The organism is Larkinella rosea, from assembly GCF_003858635.1.
Taxonomy (GTDB): Bacteria; Bacteroidota; Bacteroidia; order Cytophagales; family Spirosomataceae; genus Larkinella; species Larkinella rosea.
Map to the genome: position 1 here is coordinate 497,285 of NZ_RQJO01000015.1, position 20,462 is coordinate 517,746.

Below are 20,462 nucleotides of genomic sequence, written 5' to 3' on the forward strand. Positions count from 1 at the left end.
CCCTATTGCCGATGCGATTTTAGCGGTAGTAGGTTTGCTATTTGCTTCGCTATCGCTTATTTATTTAATGTCCAAAAACAGATACAGCGATTTTATCAAGTCATTGTCAATAAAAGCAACGTCCATTCCTGTGGCAATTGGTGTCGCCCCTTTTGGTCCAAGGTTCCAGGAAACAATCTGTGTTGCATGGTTTATTTGGGATGGCTTGTTCAATTCGAATTGAAATTCAATTGCCCATTCTGTCTGCAATTTTGCTATCAGTTCGTTAATCGCTGTGTGTCCAACAATGGCTTCCCCGGTATTGCTTTCGTAAAAGTGAATGTCAGGTGCATAAATTTCCTGCATGGCCTTCAACCGATTGTCTGCATTTCGGTCATTCCAAATGACAAGTAAGCTGTCTTCCAGGAGTTTCGCCGTTGTTGCCATACATTTTATTGTTTTTGTTGTATTTTATTTCCGTTGTTACGTCTTACGGCTTTAAACTAAGTCATTTTTCGGACCTTCACCACATTACCGCAAAGGATTTGCTTGTATCCTTGTTTTTTTCGTATCTCTGTTGTCGTGATTGAGAGTAAGAAGGGCTCCCAGCCCAAATCCGGTTTTAGCGTACATTTTCAGCTCATTGCGAGGACGGGCCGGAGGATTTGTGGACAGGAGTCACTCGCGGCACGCGAGCGAGAACGGAGACACCGAGTTAACCGCAGCGCTTATGATCGGTCAGTTAAAAGCTGCCCTGAATTCCAACGGGCTTTGTTTTGTTTTTGTCCGGAAGAATTTACTGAACGATTGTGAATGTTCAAAGCCCAGTTTATAGGCGATTTCGCTGACGGATAACTCGGTGGTGGATAGCTTTTCTTTGGCTTTTTCAACCAGTTTTTCGTGGATGTGCTGTTGCGTGGTCTGTCCCGTTAACTGTTTGAGCAGACTGCTTAAGTACTTGCTTGAAATGGTTAACGTATCGGCAATATACTGAACGCTTGGTAGCCCGGTTGCGAGTAACTCTTCGTTATTAAAATAATCGCTTAACACCGCTTCCAGGCGGTTTAAAATCTGGCTGTTGGTTATTTTCCGCGTGATAAACTGGCGTTCGTAAAACCGCTGGGCGTACGTAAACAGCAATTCCAGCTGGGCAATAATAACATCCTGACTAAACTTATCAATGTTGGAATGATATTCCTGTTGAATGTTTTCGATCAGGGTATTGATTAAACTTTCTTCTTTTTCGGAAAGAAAGAGCGCTTCGTTGGTGGAATACCCAAAGTATTCGTACTGCTTGATTTTTTTGGCGAGTGACGTATTCCACAGAAAATCGGGATGAATGAACAGCATCCAGCCTTCCAGATTGTGCGGGACACCGTTCGCTTCACCCCGCAGAATCTGCCCGGGGGCTATAAAAGCCATCAACCCGTCGTCAAAATCGTATTTCTGCTGACCATAAAACAACTTATCGCACCCTCTTTTGAGCGATACAACATACAAATCAGTGATAACGGCCTTGATATCCGGATCATCTTTCAGTCCTTTCAGGTCAATCAGGCCAATGAGCGGATGATGCGGTTTGGGAAGCCCCATCAACCGATGGATTTCCGGGATGGATTTGATCCGGTACGGTTTTGAATGTGCCATTTTTACCAAAAATTGTATTCAATCGTTTCGGTTTTCCAGCGTTTCGGCTGTTAAAATTTAAACGGATACTTCAACCAGATCAGCAGCAACGGAATGGCGAGAAACGGAATTTCAAGTAACGCCATTTTGACATCCCCTGCCCGTAACGCCAAGGCCATGATCAACACAATTGAAACGGCATTCAGCAGGTTAGCGATAAAAAAGGTTTGCGGAAAAAGCAGCATCAATCCGGCCAGGATGGAAACCACGCCGAAAACCGGCAAAGCGGCTTTGGAAATTCCTAAGGTGGCCATCATTTTGGCCTGTTCGGCATTGCCGGGCTGAAAAGCATCCCAGCCGTGTTTGAGACCCAGAAAGGCGGATACTAAAAGGAGGATAATGCTCAGAATTTTCATGGGATGTATAGGAGACAGTTAGACAAAAGAGAAAAGATGAAATAGTATTTAGCTGATTTTTAGCTGGTTAGTCGCTTGTCTATTCTCTTTCATCTGCATCTAGCTTATTGAAGTGGTTTTAATCGTGCGGTTTACTGTCTACGATCATTCGTTCCGTACATGTAGGATGCGCCCATTTTGCCGGATTGCGAAATCAGAAAATTGGGTACCAGTCTACTCAAAATCCGCATCACTTTGGCAATACCGGGATAAATTTCATCCTTGTCGTTCGCCATTCCTTTGATGGCATCCGCTACGATTTTTTCCGGAGCCATTAACAGATTCGTGCTAAAGCCCTCTTCATTTTTAAATTTATCATTCAGCGGGGTAGAGCTTCCGGGCGCTACTAATTCCATCACTTTAATGCTGGTATTTTTGAGCTGGACCCGTAAGGCCTGCGTGTAGGAACGAAGCCCTGACTTGCTGGCACTGTAAACCGGCGATATCGCAAATGGCAGCAGGGCAATGCCCGAGGTTACGTTCAGAATAGCCGCATTTTTTTGTTTTTTCAGGTGTGGCAAAAATTGCTGCACCATCCGGATCGGCCCCATCAGGTTGATTTCAACTTCGCGGGTGATGTCGGCCAGGGCGTGGTGGTGATGCAGACTTAATTTACGCATTTCGCCGGCATTGTTGATGAGAATATTCAGGTGCGGAAACTGTTGCGTAACCTGCTGGTACAGCCGGACGATGTCGTCTGCGTTGCTCACGTCACTCTGAATGGTGTGCACCTGCGGAAGTTTGCCTTTTATTTCCTGCAATTTTTCGGTATTGCGACCGGTGATAATAACCGTGTTGCCCAGCGCAATCAATTTCGAGGCAAACTCAAAGCCGAAACCGCCGGTGCCGCCGGTCACTAAAATGGTGTTGTTTTGTACGTTCATGGATCTGATCGTTTGGTACGGCAAAGTTCAGCAGTCGTCAGAAAACGGATGTAGTCAAAAGTCGCTATGTTGTAGCCGAAAGGGAAGAATTGGAGCGATGGGGAGATGGGCACTCACGCGATTTTGCTTCCGCTGCGATTCCACCGCCGGGCGATGGTGGTTTTTCAAGGTATAAAATAAAGAGAACTCCGTTCTCGCTCGCGTGTCGCGAGTGAGCAATAAAAGGAAGGGCTTCCAGCCCGAAGCCGGTTTTAGCGTACATTTTAGATAGGTGCGTGGACGGGCCGGAGGTCCTGTGGATAGAAGTCACTCGCGGCACGCGAGTGACAACGGAGCGGTTATTTACTCTTTTCGCTTTTCCATTCGTGTTCAATGTCTGTCAAAAGTAATGCATTGTCAAAAGTCACAGAACCTTTTGGGAAAATCTCTTCGTTTTCAAAAAAACTTGATTTTACTTTCAATACTTCAAGTGGTTTAACTTCCCATTTATACGCTTTCAATCTTATTCCATCAAATTTGTTTTTATTTGGCGAGTAACCAAGGTCGCCATTTTCAAAAAAATCAGAAGCGTTATTTAATGTTTCAAAAATTGATTTGTCGTTAAATAACTTCGTTTCGGAAGCGTCAATTAAAAGTTCAGTTCCGTCTAAACTTTTAAAGTCAATATGGTAATTTCCGTCATTTTCATTTACATTAAATTTTGCGTAGTAATGTTTTCCAGGAAATATTCTTCCGCCAACAAGAGCGTTTAGTTTAAGTGAAGTATCTCTACGAGGGATGTAAACGCCAGATTTAATTTCTCCGTTTTCGTCCCACTCAACTGCAATTCTGTGAGCACCATTTTCAGAGTTCACTCCAATAAACTCAGGAAGTCCTTTTGGTTTTATCTTTTTTAGTCTGATTAAACAAATTCCGACGATTGCTTTGTCTTTATAAAGTTTGGGTCTAAACGGAAATGGAATAATTCTTTCAACAGCTTTTGGGTCAGCTGTAAAGTTGATTAAAATTCTTCTGTCGATATATCCGTGTAGTGTCGGGATCTTCATTTTCTTGTTGAATTTCTTCCGCTCGCGTGTCGCGAATGAGGAGTATTGTAAGGGCTTCCAGCCCGAGGCCGGTTTTTAACGTAAACTTTTAGCTCATTGCGAGGACGGGCCGAAGGCCCTGTGGATAGGAGTCACTCGCGGCACGCGAGCGACAACGGAGTGTGCCGCTAAATCGGACCACCTCAAAGGTTATATCTATCATTATATAAAATGAACTATAAAAACTCCTTTAATTTAATAGGTATGAAATAAAAAATACAATTAAAATACTAAAAAACGATCCTAAAAATACAAAAATAAAATTATAAATGAGAGCTTTAATATGTTCTGGGTCTTGATTGGCATCAATAGGTCTATCGAATATATCCCTATGAAGATTCTTGAAGATTAAATTGTAGATAAAAAAAATGAGTCCGGCCAGGATTAATTTGCTTGGTAGAGTTAATGCAATCGTTTGCAAATTTCCACTAGTAAATAGTACAACGATTAGTGATAATATAGCAATAAAATAGCCAAAGTATACATAACGCAAACCTTCATTAATTTGCTTCAATGTTGGATATACCCCTCTCATTCTTTTAAGAAAGAAAAAATATCCTTCACGGATAGTAGTTAAAAAATTAATCATATAATTAACTACTCCGGTGTAAGCGTTCTCACACCGGAGTAGGAATTAGTCATGGATGGTGTAATACACTATAAATTAAACAAATACCGCCAATTTCAACTCCGTACTCGCTCGCGTGTCGCGAGTGAGCAATACAAGGAAGGGCTTCCAGCCCGAAGCCGGTTTTTAGCTCATTGCCAGGACTGGCCAGAGGCTCTGTGGATAGGAGTCACTCGCGGCACGCGAGCGACAACGGAGATATTGCCCTCTTTTCCTCGGACGTGAAGTTATAAAAGAAAATTAGAGTTTATCGTATGGTCACGGTGTTCACTGCCCCTCTCTCCGGGCGGTGAACTACTTAGACTGGCCGTATGATTTAAGTAGTTTTTCTCAGATTGTGGGGCGCAAATAGGCATTAAGAAAATTTAATTTTCAGACCTCGTTGTTCTGCTTTGCAGGAAGTTAGCTCAGCTTTTGTTCAGCTAAATTTTGTTTTCTGGACTTCGCTGTCGGGTCCAAGAAATCACAACTCTCCCATAACCTTCCCGTAACACTGAGGTAATATAGCCGCTCTACCTTTGGGTCGTCAAAAAACGACACCAAACCATGAAATTTCTTCTAACTGCGATTTCCCTTTTAGTACTCCAAATTTCCGTCTTTGCCCAGAGCGGCTCCCTCAAAGGGACAATCAAAGACGCCAAAAACAACGAAGCCATCATTGGCGCCACCATCCAGGTCGTCGGGGCTAACCCGGTGATCGGTTCCGTCACCGACATCGAAGGAAACTTCGAAATCGCCAAAGTCCCCGCCGGGGTTCACCAACTGCAAATCAGCTACATTTCCTACGCCACCAAAACCATCGACAACGTGCGGGTGGAAGCCGGAAAAACCACGCTGATCAACTCGGCACTCACCGAAGACAACAAAACCCTCGCAGAAGTCGTCGTAAAAGGTCAGCGCGGCACCAACACCGAAGTGGCCGTCATCACCGAAATCAAGCAGATCGAGCAGGTAGCCGTCGGGATTTCGGCGCAGCAGATTTCCCGCAGCCAGGACCGCGACGCGTCGCAGGTCATCCGCCGGGTGCCGGGCGTTTCCATCCAGGACGACCGGTTTATCATCGTCCGCGGGCTGAACGAACGCTACAATACCGTGATGCTGAACGACGTCATTACGCCCTCGACCGAGGTGGATATCAAGGCGTTCTCGTTCGATCTGATTCCGAGTTCGGCCATCGACCGGATGCTGATCTTCAAATCGGGAGCCGCCGAGCTGCCGGGCGACTTCGGGGGCGGGATCATCAAAATCTACACCAAAACCATCCCGGACGCCAACAGCTTCTACGCCGGTATTTCGACTTCCTACCGCGCCAACACGACCTTCCAGAACCTGAATACGTACCAGGGCGGCAAAACCGACTGGCTCGGTTTCGACGACGGAACGCGCCGGTTACCGGCCAATTTCCCGTCGCAACGCCGGATCAACGTCTTCGGCGCGTCGTCAGAACCGGTCATCAACAAGTTTAAAGCGCTGTCGCCGTATTTCGACCTGAACAAAAAAGCGGTTTCGCCGGATTTGCGGGCGCAACTGGGTTTCAGCCGCCGGTTTTACATTGGCAGCAAGGAACTGACCACCTTCACGAACATCAACTACACCAACGCCCACACGTTCTCGAACGTGGAGCAATACCGGTATTTTGCCGCCGACCCCACCACCGGCAAGAGCGACATTCAATACGCCTACAAAGACCAGTTGCTGACGGAAAACACGCGGCTGGGCGTACTGAGCAACTGGGCATTGATTCTGAATCCACGGACGAAAATCGAGTTTCGGAACCTGTTCAACCAGTTGGGCACGAAAGAAACGACGATCCGGAACGGTTACAACGATAACAACCTGGAACTGAACAACTACGCCTTCCGCTACGAACAGAAAAGCATTTACACCGGCCAGTTGAACGGTACGCACGAACTGAACGGCCAGAGCCGCTTGCGCTGGACGGGCGGTTTTGGTTTCACGAACCGCCAGGAGCCGGATTACCGCCGGTTCACGTCGAGCCGTCCGCAGGGCAGCAGCGAACCGTTCCGCATCGACGTTCCGCAGCAACCCAGCCCGACGTTCCAGAATGCCGCCCGGTTTTACTCGAACCTGAACGAATACGTGACCACGGGCCGCGTCGATTACGAATACAAAAAAGCCGCTCCGGCCGATACCGACGACAAGCAGATTCTGAAACTGCGCGCCGGGGCTTACGCCGAATACAAAGACCGGGCGTTTAAGGCACGGTATTTCGGGATTGTCAACCCGAATAATGTGAGTGCCGAGATTCTGTCGCAGAGTCCGTCGCAATTTTTCCGGGCCAGCAACCTGTCGCCGAACGGTTTGTATTACAACGAAGGTACCAACACGCAGGACCATTACGACGCCCAGAACATGCTGGTGTCGGGTTACGTCGGTGCCTACATTCCGCTGTCGGCCCGGTTTAACGCAACGGTCGGTTTCCGGGGCGAATACAACCGCCAGCAACTGCAAAGTGTCGTGAATGGCGTTCAACCGATCAAGGTCGATAACCCGATTTTCAGCCCGCTGCCGTCGGTCAATGCCTCGTATAACCTGTCGGACAAATCGCTGTTCCGCGTGGCCTACAGCATGTCGGTCAACCGGCCGGAATTCCGCGAGCTGGCGCAGTTTGCCTACTATGACTTTAACTACGACGTGTCGCGGGTTGGAAATCCGAACCTGAAAATTGCCAAGATTCACAACGCCGACGTACGCTACGAGTTTTATCCGGGCGAGGGCGAGCTGATTTCGGTGGCCGGTTTTTACAAGTACTTCATCAACCCGATCGAAGCCAAAATCAACTACTCGGGTAGCGGAGTTTCCTACACCGTCGATAACGCCAACAACGCCTACAGCATGGGGGTCGAACTCGAAGCGCGCAAGTCGCTGCGGGGGGTGAGTGCCTCCGGTTTTCTGGACAATCTGACGGTTTTGCTGAATGCGGCCCTGATCAAAAGTTCGGTGATCAACTCGTTTGTGGGTCAGGAAAATAACCGCTCGCTGCAGGGGCAGTCGCCGTATCTGGTCAACGCCGGGATTTACTACACCGATCCGAAACAGGGCTGGCAGGTGAACGTACTCTACAACGTGATTGGCCGCCGGATTTTCGCGGTGGGTGATCGGTCGGTGCAACCGACGATTTACGAAATGCCGCGCAACGTCATCGACTTGACGGTCACCAAGAAAATCGGTGATCACATCGAAGTTCGCGCCGGTATTCAGGATCTGCTGAACCAGCCATTCCGCCTGATTCAGGATTCGAATCTGGACAAGAAAATTACGGCCAGCGACGATGTATACCAGCGGTTTAAACGCGGCTCGTATTCAACAGTAGGGATCACCTACAAATTCTAAATTTTCAAGACAATACCACTATACAACTTAACAATCACCCAATTTAAAACAGTATGAAAAAGTTAACAACCTGGATGTTGGCGTTGCTGCTGAGCGTAGTAACACTGGGCATAATGGTTTCCTGTAACAATAGTAGCGATGACGACGATCTGGGTCCTGCACCAACGCCGGGAACCATGACGGAGGTAAGTGGAAACATTACGACGAATACAACCTGGGCTGCGAAAAATCAGTATTTACTGAAAGGATTTGTATATGTACAACCGGGCGTTACGCTGACGATCGAACCGGGTACGGTGATCAAAGGGGATCAGGCTTCGAAAGCGTCGCTGTTCATTTTGCCGGGTGCGAAAATCATCGCCGACGGAACGAAAGCAAAACCGATCGTTTTTACGTCGAATCAGGCCATCGGTCAGCGCCGGGCGGGCGACTGGGGTGGTGTCGTAATTATGGGAAAAGCCCCCGCCAACAAAAAGGATTTCAAAATTGAAGGGGAAGAAGTTTCGATCGTACCGGGCGGTGCGACGGGCGACGCGGCTGACAATTCGGGTATCCTGCGGTACGTCCGCATCGAGTTTGGTGGCATTGCCTTCCAGACGGATAAAGAAATCAACGGTCTGACGCTGGCGGGTGTCGGTAATGGAACCGTGATCGACTACGTACAGGTTTCGTACAGCGGTGACGACGCCATCGAATGGTTTGGTGGTACGGTTAACGCCCGCCATTTAGTGGCTTACCGGACGCTGGACGACGATTTCGATACGGACTATGGGTATGCCGGAACGGTTCAGTACGGGATGATTCTGCGCGATCCGGCGGTAGCCGATCAGTGTACCTGCTCGGATTCGAACGGTTTTGAATCGGACAACGACGGAACCGGTTCGCAGGATCTGCCGCAAACATCGGCCAAATTTGCCAACGTGAGCCTCTTTCTGGGACCTGGCGCCGTAAACAGTAAATACCGTTCAGCATTCCGGATTCGCCGGAACTCAGCCATCAGCATTTACAATACGGTGGTGTCGGCGGCTTATCCGAAAGGCCTGGAACTGGAAGCGGCTGATTCGCAGAACAATTTCAAAACCGGGAAGAGCGATTACCAGGGCGTGTCGATTGCCAATGCGGTTTTGCCGCTGGTGGGTGCCGATACGACGATGATCAAAGCGGCTTCCCGCAAGAACACCTTCGGCGCGGTTGAAGCCAACCTGAAACTTGCAGCTAACTTCAACGTACTGACCGGTAAACCGGGTATCCTGCTGCAAACCGGATCTCCGTTGCTGACCGGCGGTGCTACGCTGCCGGCCGGTCTGGAAGCGACGACCTACGTTGGGGCGTTTGGTGCGACCGACTGGACGGAAACCTGGACCAACTTCGATCCCCAGAATACCGATTATACGCTCAAATAAACGTCAATTCTTTATATTTGGTGTCGCACGAAAAGGCCGGGGCTTTGCTCCGGCTTTTTTCTTATTTTTACCATTTACTGCGGGGAGAGGTATCACTACAAAATCTATTGAGGAACTTGTCTATAGACTAATAAGTTAATACCTTGACACAATAACCTAAAACCGACACCTGAACCTGTTTACTACCTATAAGCACAATGATTTCGAAGAAAGCCAAGTATGCCATCAAAGCCTTAAAAGTGCTCACCGAAGAGTTTGGAAAAGGACCGATACTGATTTCTTATATTTCGGCGAAGGAAAACATCCCAAAAAAATTTCTGGAAGCGATTCTGCTTGAACTGCGTAACCACGGTATTTTGCAAAGCCAGAAGGGAAAAGGGGGCGGTTATTTGCTGCGCGTTGATCCCGAGCGGGTCAATCTGGCTCAGGTGTTGCGCGTCATCGACGGGCCAATTGCGCCAACGCCCTGTGTTTCGCATAATTTTTACGTCCGCTGCGACGATTGCAACGACGAAGTCACCTGCGCCATCCGCCCCATCATGGAGCGCGTTCGCGACGCCAATCTGGCGGTTTACGAAAAAACCACCTTATCCGCCTTCACCCGCCGGGAAGCCGAACACCAGGTCGTGGAAGTAAATCTGATTGATACGGAGAATAACTAGTTTACGGTTTACGGTGGCTGACGCACGTACCCACGGACTTTAGTCCGTGTTTTGAGAATTGAGGATGATTCACGGACTAAAGTCCGTGGGTACGTGCGTCAGCTACCGTAAACCCTCTACGCCGGCTGGTGCTCCTTCCGCAACAGATCATTAACGGTTTTCACCGGATTGAAGGTAATCAGCGGAACTTCGACAAAAACCGTATTCCAGTCGGCCATCGCGCCGTTCCACAGTCCCGGCAGTTCCTGCGCCTTGAGTTCCTTTCCGTCTTTCGATTTTGAGGTAATAAAACCGGTCTGCGGATCGCGGTAAGCGGGTAGATTGTATTTTTCACCTTCCCGGTTTTTCAGCGCACACACCAGATCGACCGGATTGAAGTGCGTAGCCTGATCGAAAATCTGCTTCTGTTCGGCATTCCCCAGATCGATTTGCGCCGATTCCACGATTTGCAGTGAAACCGAACCGTCGGCATTTTTGGCCCAGAACGGTCCTCCGCCGGGTTCGCCCACGTTTTTCACCATGCCGCAGGCCCGCAGCGGGCGGTCGAGTTTCCGGCGGAAATAGTCGATTTTTTCGTCCTGCGACCAATTGTCAAAACCGTCGGGCGGCAGCACGCAAAGCGTGGCCCGTAAAAATTCATCGAGTTCGGCCAGGTAACCTTCGCTGATCAGATCGTCGCCCAGCATTTCCTGAAACCGGAAAATCTGCTGCTGAATATCGAGCAGAATCGCGCCCAGCACTTTTTTATAGATGAACGTCTGCTCTTTCAGAGCGTCCGGCACCACGTTGTCGATGTTTTTGATAAACACCACGTCGGCGTCGATGTCGTTCAGGTTTTCGATCAATGCCCCGTGGCCCGCCGGGCGGAACAGCAGCGAACCGTCGGCGTTGCGGAACGGCGTATTGTCGGGATTCACCGAAATGGTGTCCGTCGATTTTTTCTGTTCGGAGAACGTAATTTCAAACGTCACGCCCAGTTTGGCTTCGTAGTCCGGCTGAACGCTTTCGATCAGGGCTTCAAACCGGCTGCGGTGTTCGGGCGAAACCGTGAAGTGAATCCGCACGCGGCCGTTCGAATTGGCATAAACCGCCCCTTCGATCAGGTGTTCTTCCACGGGCGTGCGCGGCCCTTCCGGATACCGGTGAAACAGCAGCAACCCTTTGGGCAGGTTCCCATAATCAAGCCCTTCTTCGGTTAATAAAGCGCTCAGAACGTGGTGATTCGTCTCCCCGGAAACCCCTTTCAAAGCATCGTAAAAGGCAAAGTCGGACAAGCGGGTGAAAAACTCCTCCACCGATTTATCGGTTTTGCCTTCCAGCGCGGCAAACAGCGATTTAAACATCCGTGTGGCCGCGCCCGATGCCGGAACGAATTTCAGCAACGACAGCGCGGGGGCTTTCCGATCGAAACTCGCCGTGATTGTGGTTAATTCCTGTTCATTAACGCGGATCAGCCCGTCGCCCACCGTGGCCGCTTTGATCACGGGCAGATACGGAAAGTTATCGACGAAATGCTGGATCTGTTCATCAACCTGCTCGAGGGTAGCGCCTTGCGCCAGAATCTGATGCTGATCTATTTCGGTGAATTGCATAGAAAATTCGGTAAGAGATGCGGTTGTTGTACAATTGGCAAATACGAAAATTTGCGGGTTTCAATCAAGCCGTAGGAATGTAAAAAATGAGACTGTTAGTAAATGGATTGTATCGTTCCTAATTAGTGGAGGTTGTGTCTAAGGCTTAAAGTAAAGTAGGAACTCATGCCAACAAAAGCAGCAAGATTCATGCGCTTTATGAGATTATTGGCCGCGTAGCGGTTGAATGATTGTAGAACAATTGTGTTGAACTACTCAGCGTGCCTTTAGGTACGCAACCTCATCGCTAATTGCGTACCTAAAGGCACGCTGGTAGAGGTTAGGTAATTATCATCGCTACAAACATGTTGTGCCTATGGCACTTAATGATTTCATTATCTACACTGAAATTAATTCAAGCCTGGGTGATTTTGCATGAAAATGAACTAGTAACTAATTTCGAGAACCTGCGTGCTAATCCGGCAACCTGGCAGAAAATTAAACCGCTGGAATGAGATGCTTCATTATATAACGAAAATAGGCAGCGTGGCCGATGATTACAGCTTAATCTGTCGTTTCAACGAGGGCGAAAAGCGGAAAATCCAGTTAAAGCCTTTCCAGTAAAGGCTGGATAAAACACCGGAAATGTAGCAACTTTGGGATACTTCTTACTTTCAAAAAGTCTCGTTGGACAGTTATGGAACGTTGTCATGGGACAATGGAGCCGATTTTTGTCCAGATGTTCTGTTTGAAAACTCCGTGCCGGTTTAATTTACAAGTCCCCAACTCGCCAGGCTTTCTTCCTCTTTCTTCCGCATCAGGGCAATTTCGTCGTCCGTCTTGTCGCCAAAACCGCAAAGGTGCAATAAACCGTGGGCCAGCACCCGGCGGAGTTCCTGTTCTTCGGCAATCTGTAGTTGTAGGGCGTTGTCGCGGACGCGGTCGATGCTGACAAAAATGTCGCCTTCCAGCCGGTTTTCCTCTTCCGAATTGTCAAACGTAATGATGTCGGTGTAATAATCGTGTTCCAGGTATTCGCGATTGACCTGAAGCAGATACTCGTCGGAGCAGAAAATATAATTCAGTTCGCCGACACTAAACCCTTCGCGGGTTGCCAGTTTGGTGAGCCACTGACGGGTCAGAATTTTCTGAGAAAGGGTAAATTTGATGTCTTCCGTGAAAAATCGAATCATGCCGCAAAGGTAGCCAATCTACTTGATAGGAACGCGGGTGGAACGGATTAAACGGATCATCCGTGTAAATCCGTTCCATCCGCGTTCCCATCAAAGTCTATATTTTGACGAAAATCTTGTGTCGGTAGAGCACATACAGAAACGTCCAGACCAGCGCCAGCGCGCCCAGCGCATTAAGTGATTCGTGCCATTGTTCGCCGGTATGCCGGTAAAACCCCTCAAAAAGTAGTTTCGATGTATGATTAAAATCGATAAACCGATAAGCCAGGTAAACAACCAACGAGTTCAACCCGATTACTTTAAAGAAAAAAGTCCATTTCCGGTAGCCCAGCACGTCGATAATTCCGTAGAAAAACGCCAGGAATAAAAAGGCCATTCCGGCCGTCAACAGAATGAACGAACTGCTCCACAGGTGTTTGTTGATCGGAAAATGCAGGCCCCAGAGCACAGCGGCTCCGATGCTGTAAAAACCGGGGGCAACCAGGTACGTTAACTTGGTTCGCTCGGAGCGATTCGATTGCAGCAATTCCCCGGCAATGGTCCCGATGATCGTCAGACAAACGGCCGGAAACTGGGTGAGTATCGCGAGTTCGTCATACGTTTTCTGAAGGAGTCGTCCCGGCATCATCGTCCGGTCGACCCAACCCACCAGATTGCCTTCGAAGGAAAGATCGCCAGCACCATAGCCCGGAACCGGAATGAGAAACAGGGCTGCATAATAGCCCAGCAAAATACCGCCTACCCAGTACAGCCGCTGTTTCCAGGAGAAATTCAGGAACAACAACGTGGCCACAAACGACGCCAGACCGATGCGGCCCAGCACCGAACCATAGCGGATCTGGCCGGGATTGAAAATGTCCAGCGGAACATTTTTATCAATGATGCCGAGGAGAATCAGAATGATCATCCGGCGAAACACTTTGCGGTATAAAACCGGCTTTTCCATGCCTTTTTCAAGACCAGCCTGTAGGGAAAACGACAGCGAAACTCCGGCGATAAACAGGAAAAGTGGGAAAATAAAATCGTAAAACGTAAAACCGTTCCACTGCGGGTGCGTCAGCTGGCTGGCAATCCAGTCGACCCAGGCTAACCCGGTTTTTCCGTTGAGCCGTTCGATAAAGGCCCCTCCGCCCGCAATCAGTAACATATCAAAACCACGCAGGGCGTCGATGGAGGAAAGTCGGCGGGACTTGACGGTGTCCACGGATTGGGTAAGAACCGGTGCGGAACCGGCATTGACATCGGAAACCATACGGTAAGGTCGTTTGAACCAAAAGACCAGAGTCGGGCCGGTATACTTATTGAAAACCAGCTATTGCGAAGAGAATCAGGGGATTTTCTTCGCAATAGCTGGTTAGAAAGTTGTCTTAAACAATCTTCAATTTAGCAAAACTCAGCAATAATGTCTTTTCACCGGCGGTTTCAAACTTGATGACGGCTTTGCGGTCGTTGCCATTCTGGTCGATTTTCTGCACCAGCCCAAACCCGAACTTCATGTGCTCGACACGCATGCCTTCGGCTAGTTTGGACGTGTCGCTGGGCGCAAAATCCGAAGAAGGAACGTGGGCAACGGTTGGTTGGGGAGCCTGTTGTTGCGCGGTTTTCTGGGCCAGGCTCCGCACAAAACTCATCGAACCACCGGACGGGGTTTCCCGCTTGGGCTCCGGCGTATCTTCCCGTTCCGACTTCCGCATTTTGGCCATTTTCAGGAAGTCCGGATTGATTTCCAGCAAAAACCGGCTGGGTTCGCAGACTTTCAACCGGCCGTAATGATACCGTGATTCGGCGTACGAAACCGTCAGTTTCTTTTCGGCGCGGGTGATGGCCACGTAAAACAACCGGCGTTCTTCTTCCAGATCCGCCCGGCTTTCGAGCATCATCTGCGACGGAAAGAGGTCTTCCTCCAACCCAACGATGTAGACATTCCGAAATTCCAGCCCTTTTGCGCCGTGGATGGTCATCAGCGTCACTTTGTCGTTATCGCCGTCGTCGTCTTTTTCGTCGGCGCTCGTCAGCAGCGAAACCACCTGCAAAAAGGCGCTCAGGCTCTTGTCGTCGTTGTCCGGATTATCGACAAATTCCTTGATCGAGTTGAGCAAAGCCTGCACGTTTTCATACCGCGACAGCCCTTCGACGGTTTTATCGTCGTACAGCTCTTTCAGAATGCCGGACGTTTTGGCGACGTGCGCGGCCACTTCGTAGGCATCTTTCTTATCGAGTAGTAACTGGTAGCTTTTGATCAGATCGGAAAACGCTTCAATGGCGGTTCCGGCCCGACCGGCTACGTATCGGGTCACATTGCTGACCACTTCCCAGATCGACACCTGGTTTTCGGACGCCACCACCGAAATTTTAGCGACCGTCGTGTCGCCAATGCCGCGTTTGGGCAGGTTAATGATCCGCTTGAACGCTTCTTCATCGCTCTGGTTGACCGTAAACCGCAGATACGCCAGCAAATCCTTGATCTCTTTCCGCTGGTAAAACGACAAACCGCCGATGATGCGATATTTGATACTCAATCGCCGAAGCGCTTCTTCAAACGCCCGCGACTGGGCGTTGGTGCGGTACAGAATGGCAAAATCCGTGTTGCGCAGCCCTTCCTGCATCTTGGCTTCGAAGAGCGAAGTCGCAATCAACCGGCCTTCTTCGTTGTCGGAAGCGGCTTTGATCACGTCGATCAGCGTGCCGTCTTCGTTGTCAGTAAAAACGCTTTTCCGCAACTGCGCCCGGTTTCGGGCAATAATCGAATTAGCCGCATTGACGATCGTTTTGGTCGAGCGGTAATTCTGCTCCAGCTTGATCGTGTGAACGTCCGGAAAGTCTTTCTCGAAATTCAGAATGTTCTCAATGTTAGCCCCCCGGAACGCGTAAATACTCTGCGCATCGTCGCCAACGACGCAGATATTCTGGTGAACCGCCGATAATTTCCGGGTAATGAGGTACTGCGACACGTTCGTATCCTGAAACTCATCGACCAGCACGTGTTTGAATTTGTGCTGGTATTTGTTCAGAATATCGAGGTGATCGCGAAAAAGGACGTTGGTATTGTAGAGCAGATCGTCGAAATCCATCGCGTTGGCCTGAAAACAACGCAGGGCATAGGCCTTGTAAATCCGGCCAATTTCGGGCATACGGGCGGCCGCATCGTCCGTCTGGATCAATGGATTCGCCAAATAATCGGCCGGACCGACGAGCCGGTTTTTAGCGCCCGAAATCCGTGAGAAAACCACATTAGGGCGGTAAATCTTATCGTCCAGCGCAAATTCCTTGATGATGCTCCGCAGCAGCGACTTGGAATCGTCGGTATCGTAAATGGAAAAATTGCTGGTGTAGCCGAGGGCTTTAGCTTCGATCCGCAGAATTTTGGCGAAAACGGAGTGGAACGTGCCCATCCAGATGTTGCGGGCTTCCGTTCCGACCACACTCTCGATCCGGTGACGCATTTCACCGGCGGCTTTGTTGGTAAACGTCAGGGATAAAATCCGGAACGGATCGATGCCCCGTTCAATCAAATGGGCAATCCGATAGGTCAGCACGCGGGTTTTTCCCGATCCCGCACCGGCTATTATAATCAGCGGGCCGTCGCCATAGAGCACGGCCTGCCGCTGAGGGTCATTTAAGGTTGAAATATAATCCGTCACAGCGCTCCGCTTCAGTGTTTAATCGTTTTGATATAACATTCAAAACTACTAAAAAAGTTGCGGATGACCGGAGATAGTAGCCACGGACTTTCGTCCGTGCGATTCTCATCAAGAGTTGAAATCTGAAATTATCAGAATCGCACGGGCGAAAACCTGCGCGGCCCGGTCGTGGATACGTTAGGCGGCTTTCCGGCCGTAAAACGCGAGTTCGACAGCCTGTTGCTCGTCAATACTGTTGAGCAGCTCATTGGCGGGAAATTCTTCCGTAAAGTTCTTATCGACGTAGCTGAATTGAATCCGGCGGTCGGTCGATACGGCGAACAACGCCGGATAGGGCACATCTTCGGTAATACCGGCAATCAGATTCCAGACCGGATCGTCAGTCGAATAAACGCCAAATTTTGCAGCAATCTGGTTATCAACATCCTGGGCGATTGTGAAAGGCAGGTCGTGCTGATTCACCAGTGTTTGTATCGAATCAAGCGAATCCGGTGATACAACCAGCAAATTGCCGCCCGTTTCCCGAATCCTGGCGTAAAGCCGGGTTAATTTCTGCAGGTATGTTTTGCCGTAGCCATTCCAGCCCGCGCTAAAAAAAGCAATCACCAGCGGACCGGTTTGGAGCCAGTCGTGGACGTGAACGGTTTTTGAATAATCGGATTGCCAGATGCTGTATTGCCCGATGGTCCGCTGGCGGTGAACGGCAAACAAGGGCGCTTTTTCACCAGCCTGCAAGGGAGCGATGGGAGTCAATTTACGAAATACCTGTGGAGCGGAATACAGATCGGTGTCTTCGTGTACGGTATCAAAAAAGGCAATCATGATGGTAGTAAGTTTATAGACTATCTAGTTTTTTAAATCAAACAGGGTGTTTCGACGTTGATGCTGAAATTGATCAAGCTGGAATGAATCCGGTCTTGAATGACACCGTCGAGCAGGGTATTGGTATTCAGGGTGAAGGGAGATACGCTAGTAGCACATCCTGATTTTCTGACAACAACAACCAGCCATGTGGAAGACTGGTGACGTGACGGCCGATTTGGTACGGCGGGTAACGATGTGCTGTGCTGAAATGATCATTACTATACTTTGTCAATAGAATATGTGCAAATATAAGTAACAGAATCGATTCCCTCCAAAATTTTAGCGTTGATTTTTTAGTGAACGGTTATAGTGCTTCTACCGGGCGGGCCAGTTTCGGATGAACGGCGTCAGCTTGTTCAGACTCAGCGTGATCCGGCTCCAACAAAACCGGTTTTTCATCCACCGGCCGGAGGTTTCGGGCAATGAAAACGCTCGCGAAAATAGCCGCCATTGCCAGATAGCCCACCCACGAATAGTGGATCAACTGGCCGCCCTGGGTTTTGGTCACGAGCAAACCCGCGCCGTAGGTCGCCAGCGCCTGAGCCAGCAGCTGAACGGACGAGTTCATACTCATAAAACCGCCCCGGTTTTGTGGTAACACCACCGACGAAACCATCGCCTGAGTGGGAATGAAACGGGCGTTGGCGAAGATGAAAAACAGCGCATTGACCGACAGAATGTACGTCAGACCCGACGGATTCATGGTCGTCAGCAGAAACATCGGAATCATCGACAGCAGCGCGAAAACCACAAAAACCGGGTATTTTCCGCGTTTGTCGGCGAGACGCCCGACAAGGGGTGCCGTAAAAATCGTCACCAGACCGCCCACGAAATAAATCAGATACAACTGACTTTCGGCCAAACCGACGTTGGCCACCAGAAAAGGCGACAGCAACGGAATGATACTAAAATGGCCCAGCATGATGGTGGTCGTCAGCCAGAGCGCACGGAGCTGGCCGGGGCTTTTTACAATTGACGTAATGACTTCCAGCGGATTGTATTTCGCACCGGTTTTTAGCAAATGGCCGTCCAGACGCGGTACAAACCGGATGATCAGGCCGGTTACGACAATGCCCAGCCCGCCGATGGCGAGAAACGGCGCGTGCCAGCTGATTTCGGTCGCCAGGTACAAACCCATCGGGACGCCCGCGACCGAAGCCACCGAAAACGCCGTCGTGATGATCGACATCGCCGTGGCGCGTCGTTCGTAGGGAACCACGTCGGCCACGATGGAAAACACCTGCGCGCCCAAAACGCCACCGAACAAACCGGCGGTGGTGCGGGCCACGATCAGCCACCCAAACGTGGGCGCTAAACCGCAGGCAATCGTGCCGAGGACAAAACCGATGTAGGCCGTTAAAACCACTTTTTTGCGGTCGAAACGGTCGACGAAGAACGCGGCCAGAAAACCGGAAATCCCGGCGCTTAAGCTATACGCCGACACAATGAAGCTGAATTCCTGCGGATTAAGCTGGAAATACCGCATCAATTGCGGCCCCATCGGCATCATAATGATGAAATCGACAATGTGCGTGAAGTTGATGCACGCGAGAATGAAGAGCAATAGTTTTTCCTGGCGGGACATGTTCATTAAAGATGTGAGAGAATAGACAAGAGATTAAAGACCCGGAAAACCAACTGATTCTCTTGTCTTTACTCTGACATCTTTACTCTCTGATGTGGATTTGTTGTTTACTAGTTGTTATGCTTTACTCCTTTACTAACTTATCAATCAATCGGTTGTACTCTTCTACGAACGCGTCATAGTAGTTACCGGTTCCCGGTCCGGTAAAACCGGTGTGAATCTGGCGAACCGTTCCTTTTTTATCGATCACGATCATCGTTGGAAAACCGACCACCTGATTGAGCATCGGCAGGGTTTTCGACGCTTCGGATTTGACGTTCGTTCCGGCCAGCACCACGGGATAATCGATCTTGAACCGGTCGATCATCCGCTGGATTTTAGGTGCCGACTCGGCCAACTCTGCCGATTTTTCGTAGGCCAACCCCACAATTTCAACGCCCCGGTTTTTATTCTTTTTATACCACGGACTCAGAAAATTGGTTTCGTCCATGCAATTTGGACACCAGGAGCCCAGAATCTGAACCACGACCACTTTATTTTTAAACCGCGCATCCGTCAGCGAAACCGGTTTGCCTTTCAGGTCCGGAAACGTGAACGCAATGGTTTTGTAACCCGGTTTCAGATAGGTCAGGCTCGTTGCATCCGGAAGTTTGGCCTTCGGATCGAAACGCGCCGTCCAGCTTTCATACCCGCTTTCGCCCGACCAATAACCGCCGACCAGCGTATTATCGGGCTTGCGCCGGGCCTTGAACAGATACAAATGCGTGCCGTCGAAAGTCGAAAGCAGCAGGCTGTCGCCCACCACATTACCTTCCAGGTAGCGGTAATCGCCGGTGGTGGTCAGAAACGTGCCCGTCAGTTTGTTGCCTTTCTGCTCGAAAATGCCCACCGAAACCGTTGAGTCCGTTTCGGAACGGAACGTCGTAGCCCAGGTACCGGTCACGTTGATTTTCGGCGTTTCGGTGCTTCCTGTAAACCGGTACGTGACGCCGTGTTGCGCTTCAAACGGTAACGAAGTATAGTTGGTCCCGGTCCGGCGTCGGCGCCAGAAGCCCCGCAGCGTGTTCCCGTCCACTTTGGCCCGGATTTCAGCCTCAAAAATATCGATCGCAAACCGCACGGAATCGCCTTTTAGCGTTACCGAATCGAACCGCAGCCGTTCCGCGCCATTGAGCGCGAAAGCAGTGTAGGTCGAGCCGGTTTGCGTCACTTCCAGGCCGAAGGGTAATTCGCCACCCTTGTTTTTTAAAACCGCCCGCCAAACCCCGGTTTTAAGCGTTGAACCCGATTGGGCTACGCCGGCGAAGGGAGCCCAAAACAGAATCGCCAGCAACAACGCAACGTTTTTTTTCATACAATAAAAAATAGCAGATCCAGTTCTCTTCGGGGTAGAAATAGGGGCGGTTTTGTTAAGTTTGTAACGGATGAAGATTTTGTTTTAGTTCCGAAAAGGATTTTTGAAACGAGTCTGAAATTGGAAATTCTTCGAAATAAACCGGAAATCTTCTGCGCCCTGCGCCTTAAGGCTGGTT

General features: G+C 49.7%; 16 protein-coding genes. 3 read left to right on the top strand and 13 right to left on the bottom strand.

Annotated features, from left to right (window positions below; translation table 11 throughout):
* Positions 1-60: 60 nt before the first annotated feature.
* The 6 genes from EHT25_RS28560 to EHT25_RS33065 all read right to left on the bottom strand — a co-directional run bounded on the left by EHT25_RS28560 (position 61) and on the right by EHT25_RS33065 (position 4,618).
* Complete coding sequence (locus tag EHT25_RS28560) at positions 61-426, bottom strand: hypothetical protein (RefSeq protein ID WP_124878862.1); 366 nt, start codon at positions 424-426, stop codon at positions 61-63.
* A gap of 291 nt (positions 427-717) precedes the next feature.
* Entirely contained in the window at positions 718-1,626 is a 909-nt protein-coding gene (locus EHT25_RS28565; RefSeq protein ID WP_124878863.1) for a helix-turn-helix domain-containing protein, read from the bottom strand.
* 50 nt (positions 1,627-1,676) lie between these two features.
* Entirely contained in the window at positions 1,677-2,021 is a 345-nt protein-coding gene (locus EHT25_RS28570) for a hypothetical protein (protein WP_124878864.1), read from the bottom strand.
* A gap of 131 nt (positions 2,022-2,152) precedes the next feature.
* A complete protein-coding gene (locus tag EHT25_RS28575) occupies positions 2,153-2,944 on the bottom strand; it encodes an SDR family oxidoreductase (protein WP_124878865.1) in 792 nt (263 codons plus the stop codon).
* A gap of 338 nt (positions 2,945-3,282) precedes the next feature.
* Positions 3,283-3,990 (bottom strand): DUF2071 domain-containing protein, encoded by a 708-nt coding sequence (locus tag EHT25_RS28580; RefSeq protein WP_124878866.1) that lies wholly within the window; start codon positions 3,988-3,990, stop codon positions 3,283-3,285.
* A gap of 229 nt (positions 3,991-4,219) precedes the next feature.
* The gene (locus tag EHT25_RS33065) at positions 4,220-4,618 is read right to left on the bottom strand and encodes a hypothetical protein (RefSeq protein WP_124878867.1); all 399 of its coding nucleotides are present in this window, start codon (positions 4,616-4,618) and stop codon (positions 4,220-4,222) included.
* Between the two features lie 585 nt (positions 4,619-5,203).
* On the opposite strand from EHT25_RS33065, the gene EHT25_RS28590 reads away from it, so the two are divergent.
* The 3 genes from EHT25_RS28590 (at position 5,204) to EHT25_RS28600 (ending at position 10,076) form a co-directional block, all read left to right on the top strand.
* The gene (locus EHT25_RS28590; protein WP_124878868.1) at positions 5,204-8,011 is read left to right on the top strand and encodes a TonB-dependent receptor; all 2,808 of its coding nucleotides are present in this window, start codon (positions 5,204-5,206) and stop codon (positions 8,009-8,011) included.
* 53 nt (positions 8,012-8,064) lie between these two features.
* On the top strand, positions 8,065-9,414 hold the full coding sequence (locus EHT25_RS28595) for a beta-helix domain-containing protein (RefSeq protein ID WP_221622342.1): 1,350 nt from the start codon (positions 8,065-8,067) through the stop codon (positions 9,412-9,414).
* Positions 9,415-9,611: 197 nt separating this feature from the next.
* Positions 9,612-10,076 (top strand): RrF2 family transcriptional regulator, encoded by a 465-nt coding sequence (locus EHT25_RS28600; RefSeq protein WP_124878869.1) that lies wholly within the window; start codon positions 9,612-9,614, stop codon positions 10,074-10,076.
* Between the two features lie 116 nt (positions 10,077-10,192).
* Here EHT25_RS28600 and EHT25_RS28605 read toward each other — a convergent pair whose 3' ends face one another.
* The 7 genes from EHT25_RS28605 to EHT25_RS28640 form a co-directional block, all read right to left on the bottom strand.
* Positions 10,193-11,668 (bottom strand): DUF4301 family protein, encoded by a 1,476-nt coding sequence (locus tag EHT25_RS28605; protein WP_124878870.1) that lies wholly within the window; start codon positions 11,666-11,668, stop codon positions 10,193-10,195.
* Between the two features lie 746 nt (positions 11,669-12,414).
* Positions 12,415-12,840 (bottom strand): rRNA maturation RNase YbeY, encoded by a 426-nt coding sequence (gene ybeY / locus EHT25_RS28615; RefSeq protein WP_124878871.1) that lies wholly within the window; start codon positions 12,838-12,840, stop codon positions 12,415-12,417.
* Positions 12,841-12,937: 97 nt separating this feature from the next.
* Positions 12,938-14,092 (bottom strand): acyltransferase family protein, encoded by a 1,155-nt coding sequence (locus EHT25_RS28620; RefSeq protein ID WP_124878872.1) that lies wholly within the window; start codon positions 14,090-14,092, stop codon positions 12,938-12,940.
* Between the two features lie 115 nt (positions 14,093-14,207).
* Complete coding sequence (locus EHT25_RS28625) at positions 14,208-16,481, bottom strand: ATP-dependent helicase (protein ID WP_124878873.1); 2,274 nt, start codon at positions 16,479-16,481, stop codon at positions 14,208-14,210.
* A gap of 177 nt (positions 16,482-16,658) precedes the next feature.
* Complete coding sequence (locus EHT25_RS28630) at positions 16,659-17,303, bottom strand: redoxin domain-containing protein (RefSeq protein WP_124878874.1); 645 nt, start codon at positions 17,301-17,303, stop codon at positions 16,659-16,661.
* Positions 17,304-17,649: 346 nt separating this feature from the next.
* Entirely contained in the window at positions 17,650-18,936 is a 1,287-nt protein-coding gene (locus tag EHT25_RS28635; protein WP_229311823.1) for an MFS transporter, read from the bottom strand.
* 118 nt (positions 18,937-19,054) lie between these two features.
* Positions 19,055-20,284 carry a peroxiredoxin family protein gene (locus EHT25_RS28640; protein WP_124878875.1) on the bottom strand — a complete coding sequence of 410 codons (1,230 nt, stop codon included), beginning with the start codon at positions 20,282-20,284 and terminating at the stop codon, positions 19,055-19,057.
* Positions 20,285-20,462: the final 178 nt, after the last annotated feature.

Bases quoted from the DNA above. Each gene is read 5' to 3' on its own strand.
- EHT25_RS28560 (WP_124878862.1), bottom strand. From the start codon at position 426: ATGGCAACAACGGCGAAACTCCTGGAAGACAGCTTACTTGTCATTTGG.
- EHT25_RS28565 (WP_124878863.1), bottom strand. From the start codon at position 1,626: ATGGCACATTCAAAACCGTACCGGATCAAATCCATCCCGGAAATCCAT.
- EHT25_RS28570 (WP_124878864.1), bottom strand. From the start codon at position 2,021: ATGAAAATTCTGAGCATTATCCTCCTTTTAGTATCCGCCTTTCTGGGT.
- EHT25_RS28575 (WP_124878865.1), bottom strand. From the start codon at position 2,944: ATGAACGTACAAAACAACACCATTTTAGTGACCGGCGGCACCGGCGGT.
- EHT25_RS28580 (WP_124878866.1), bottom strand. From the start codon at position 3,990: ATGAAGATCCCGACACTACACGGATATATCGACAGAAGAATTTTAATC.
- EHT25_RS33065 (WP_124878867.1), bottom strand. From the start codon at position 4,618: ATGATTAATTTTTTAACTACTATCCGTGAAGGATATTTTTTCTTTCTT.
- EHT25_RS28590 (WP_124878868.1), top strand. From the start codon at position 5,204: ATGAAATTTCTTCTAACTGCGATTTCCCTTTTAGTACTCCAAATTTCC.
- EHT25_RS28595 (WP_221622342.1), top strand. From the start codon at position 8,065: ATGAAAAAGTTAACAACCTGGATGTTGGCGTTGCTGCTGAGCGTAGTA.
- EHT25_RS28600 (WP_124878869.1), top strand. From the start codon at position 9,612: ATGATTTCGAAGAAAGCCAAGTATGCCATCAAAGCCTTAAAAGTGCTC.
- EHT25_RS28605 (WP_124878870.1), bottom strand. From the start codon at position 11,668: ATGCAATTCACCGAAATAGATCAGCATCAGATTCTGGCGCAAGGCGCT.
- ybeY (WP_124878871.1), bottom strand. From the start codon at position 12,840: ATGATTCGATTTTTCACGGAAGACATCAAATTTACCCTTTCTCAGAAA.
- EHT25_RS28620 (WP_124878872.1), bottom strand. From the start codon at position 14,092: ATGGTTTCCGATGTCAATGCCGGTTCCGCACCGGTTCTTACCCAATCC.
- EHT25_RS28630 (WP_124878874.1), bottom strand. From the start codon at position 17,303: ATGATTGCCTTTTTTGATACCGTACACGAAGACACCGATCTGTATTCC.
- EHT25_RS28635 (WP_229311823.1), bottom strand. From the start codon at position 18,936: ATGAACATGTCCCGCCAGGAAAAACTATTGCTCTTCATTCTCGCGTGC.
- EHT25_RS28640 (WP_124878875.1), bottom strand. From the start codon at position 20,284: ATGAAAAAAAACGTTGCGTTGTTGCTGGCGATTCTGTTTTGGGCTCCC.